Source organism: Candidatus Cloacimonadota bacterium, from assembly GCA_020532085.1.
Taxonomy (GTDB): domain Bacteria; phylum Cloacimonadota; class Cloacimonadia; order Cloacimonadales; family Cloacimonadaceae; genus Syntrophosphaera.
Genome location: JAJBAV010000082.1, coordinates 1 through 3,466, shown reverse-complemented (window position 1 = coordinate 3,466; position 3,466 = coordinate 1). Strand labels below are relative to the sequence as shown.

Annotated in this window: 4 protein-coding genes; all 4 read right to left on the bottom strand. The window is 55.5% G+C overall.

The window, feature by feature from the left end; translation table 11 throughout:
• Positions 1 to 132: 132 nt before the first annotated feature.
• Positions 133 to 351, bottom strand: a complete 219-nt coding sequence (locus LHW45_11180; protein MCB5286131.1) for a hypothetical protein — start codon at positions 349 to 351, stop codon at positions 133 to 135.
• A 213-nt stretch (positions 352 to 564) separates the two neighbouring features.
• Entirely contained in the window at positions 565 to 2,286 is a 1,722-nt protein-coding gene (locus LHW45_11175; GenBank protein ID MCB5286130.1) for a VWA domain-containing protein, read from the bottom strand.
• 72 nt (positions 2,287 to 2,358) lie between these two features.
• Positions 2,359 to 3,105, bottom strand: coding sequence for a Fic family protein (locus LHW45_11170; protein ID MCB5286129.1), 747 nt, complete (start codon positions 3,103 to 3,105; stop codon positions 2,359 to 2,361).
• Positions 3,106 to 3,267: 162 nt separating this feature from the next.
• The coding region (locus tag LHW45_11165; GenBank protein ID MCB5286128.1) for a hypothetical protein at positions 3,268 to 3,466 on the bottom strand (199 nt) is incomplete at its 5' end.

The following is a 3,466-nucleotide window of genomic DNA, read 5'->3' as shown; positions in this document are numbered from 1 at the left end:
CATGAGCGTGCCACCAAGTTGCCCGCTTCTGGCCGATATGAGATTTCATAGGATGACCTCCTTGGGATGGAGGTGTACTATCTCATAGCCTGAAATTATTGAAAGATGGGGTTCCTAGAGCGCTTACAATGATTAGTTGCCAGAGACGCTGCCGCCTTCCTCCTTTGGGGACAGCAGTTCCTCTTGTTCAGCAGTATCATTCTCAGATGAATCGGATGACGACGCGGTGCTTGATGGCATGTCCGATATCAGCGCCACCGCAAACAATCCGGCAATTCCAGCGATGCATCCGCCCAGAAATGCCCACACTTTTCCACTTCTGTCTTCCCTTGGCATAATTTCATCAGTCATCGATGTTCTCCTTCACGATTTGAAGCACGGTCAGCGCAATAGCGATAAGTGATCCCCAGTTCATCATGATTTTTCCCTCTCTTGAGTTTACTGCACGCGAGGTCGCAGTAATTCCCGTTATTGATTTTAAATTGCTATTTCCCCATGTCATTGCGATAAACAATCACCATACGCTCCCTCCCGGATTTAGGTTATGCTCCTTCAATATGCTCATCATTCTCCACGCCTGATCAGAATTGCGTTCTCAAGCAATGTGAACATGGCGGGAGCCAGTTCGGGCATGGCGTTTACGACCACGCTTCGGCCCGGCAACAGCCCCATTATGGCCTGGCTCGTGATCCCGATGCCGTAGATCTCAAAACCGGCCCTCATCCCCTGCTCGATCGCCTGGATGGCGCAATCTACGGAGTCCGGATCCCCGTCGGTGACTATGAGCACGAGCTTTCTCTTCTCGGCCAGTGGCAGCATCTCCTGCATCACCCACCACAGCGCTTCCCCCATAGGCGTGCCACCTGCAGGAGACAGATCCAGATTGGGATTCACCTTCTGTCCATGACGTATGACGGGGGCGATCGTTGAGTACGAGCCATCTGGAGTCTGCGTGCCTGGAAACGCGGTGACGGCGATGTTGATCCGTGAAGCCTCAAGGGCAGAGGCCACCGCGTAGCAAGCCTGACAGGCCAGATGAATTCTCCGCACCATGGACCCGGAGCAATCAAGAAGGATGTGCACGGCGGTATCAATTCCAACCCGTTCGGCCTTGGTTCGAAACACGCGCGGATCGGACACGGCCAGACGATGAAGCTGCTTGGTGTCAAGGCGCCCCCTTCGGCCACCTCCCGCCCGGGCCAGAACCTTGGTCTGCAGCAGGCCACCAAGTCTGGTTCGAAGTGCGTTGCATGCCTGCCTGGCTTCCTTAATATCATCCCCTGAAAGCGGACCGGCATATTTGGATGTCTGAACAGCCACGGCGATCGAAGTTTGCACCGAATCGCGGGACGTCTCATTCAGGACACTGGCCAAGATGTTTCCCAGGTTTTGCGGAAGCGCGTCTTCACCTGCCCCAAGCAGGCGCTGAACATGCTCCCTGGCCTCTCCAGAAGCTTCGCCAACTCCAGATGGCTCCGAAGCATCACCAGCGTCTGATTCGGACAATCCGTCATGCTCCGCTTCAGCTTCTTGTCCCCCGTCTGGCAACGGATCATCTGCCCCTTCGAGCCGGTCGTTCTTGTTGCCTTGTCCACCAGGATCACTTCGTGCCGAACGTGCCGGACTCTCCGAGGGTCCGCTTGCCGAAGGCTCTGGCTGGCTCACAGGGTTTGCGTACTGATCCAAAGCGCGCACAATTTCGCGGGCGTATTTGATGGCGTCCTGGGTAGACTCGCATTTGATTCGGACCAGTTTCAGCACGCGCTCAATCTTCGCCCTTATCCCCGGAAGGCCTCTGTCCACTTGTCTCGCCAAGCTGTCTCTTTGTTTGGACAAAGACAGGACATCCCAGGAACGGACTTCAAGCAGCAGCCAGTTGAGAATATTGGCCGCATGGTCAGCTAGTTCATCCCGGCCCTCCGAACCGAAAAGGTACCCGATGAGCCAATCAAAGTTCTGGCGACACCCTGGGAATATGGACGCGAGTCTATGTTCGACCCGCCAGTCTTCCAGGGTGTTCCAAACGTGCATCTCTATGGGTGAGAGCCTGGCTTCCTGCAGGGCGTTGAAATCCGTTTCCCGGACATGCCCCGCTTCGTGGTCCAAAAATCCCCTGACCATTGCCAGCAAAGTGTCCGGCACCTCGCTTGGCATGGCCGGAAGGTGGATGGTCTTGCCGTCGGTGTAGGCATCCGCCCCACCCATCTCGACCTTCACCCCGTATTTTCTGCCGAGCACGCTGGCCACCAATGGCACCGAACGCATCATGACCCGTGTATCGGTCATGAAATCCTCCAAATACGAAAAGCCCCGGAGCTTGTGACTCCAGGGCTTTTCGTTCGTTGTTGTGTTTAACGGCTAGGCTATGCCGAGCAGATACCAATAAGGGGCGAAACTTCGTTCGACCAACTGGGCAAGTTGCTCAGCGAACGGACCATAATCCGCGTCCTTCCCCGCCTTGTCCAGATTCTCGTAATAGGCGGCCCGATCTTCCACCGGGATGATCACGGTCGGAAATCCTGCCCGCATGAGTTCCAGGTTCATGACGAGCCTTGAAGTCCTGCCGTTGCCGTCCCGGAAGGGATGGATGATGACCAGGTCGGCATGCACCCTGGCAGCCCTTTCAACGGGATGAAGGCTCTGGGCCTCGCCATGGTACCAGTCGAAGAAGCTCTGCATGCGTTCGCCGACATGGAGATGATCAGGTGGCGCATGCCCAGCACCTGAGATGATGACGTTGCAGCCGCGATAACGCCCGGCTTCATTGTCGATACCCCGCAGGACAAGCTGATGCAGATCCTTCAAAATGCGCTCATCAAGCGGGATGTTCTCCTGCACGAGACTTTCCAGATAGGTAATGGCATCGGCATGGTTGATGGCTTCGAGATGATGTCTCAGCGGTTTGCCACCGATGGTCAAACCTTCTTCCAATACCACTTTGGTCTCCATGAGGGTCAGCGTGTTCCCCTCGATGGCGTTGGAATGGTAGGTGTACCTCAGCACCATGTCCTTGCGCAGGTTCCGGACAAGTTCCGGCGCAAGGGGACGATGAGCGTCGAGCTTGGACTTCAGCGCGTCCAGATTGGCGAAGGCGTCATGGTGCATGGCATGTCCTTTTTGACTTTCAAGATTTGGTAAACGCGTTGCCCGCCCATGTCCAGCTAACCTACCGCAACTCGCGATCAGACAACACGACCTGCATGGGCATGTCCGCAATACTCGCCCCTCCATCAATCGAGAGAGATAGGAAAACCTGCGCCGCCATCATCATTTTAAAAGATAGCCCCCATTTTCACGGCCAAGAACGAATCCGCAACCTCGCTGGAACTCTGAAAAAGAAGGTTCTTCGACGTTTAATGTGGAATTGACCGACCTCGCCCAGTTTGGATAGCCCTCCCTCAGGAGGATTGCCATGCTTGCCGAACAAATATTCGCCTTGGGTCTTGGTCTCACGCCACCTTGGAAA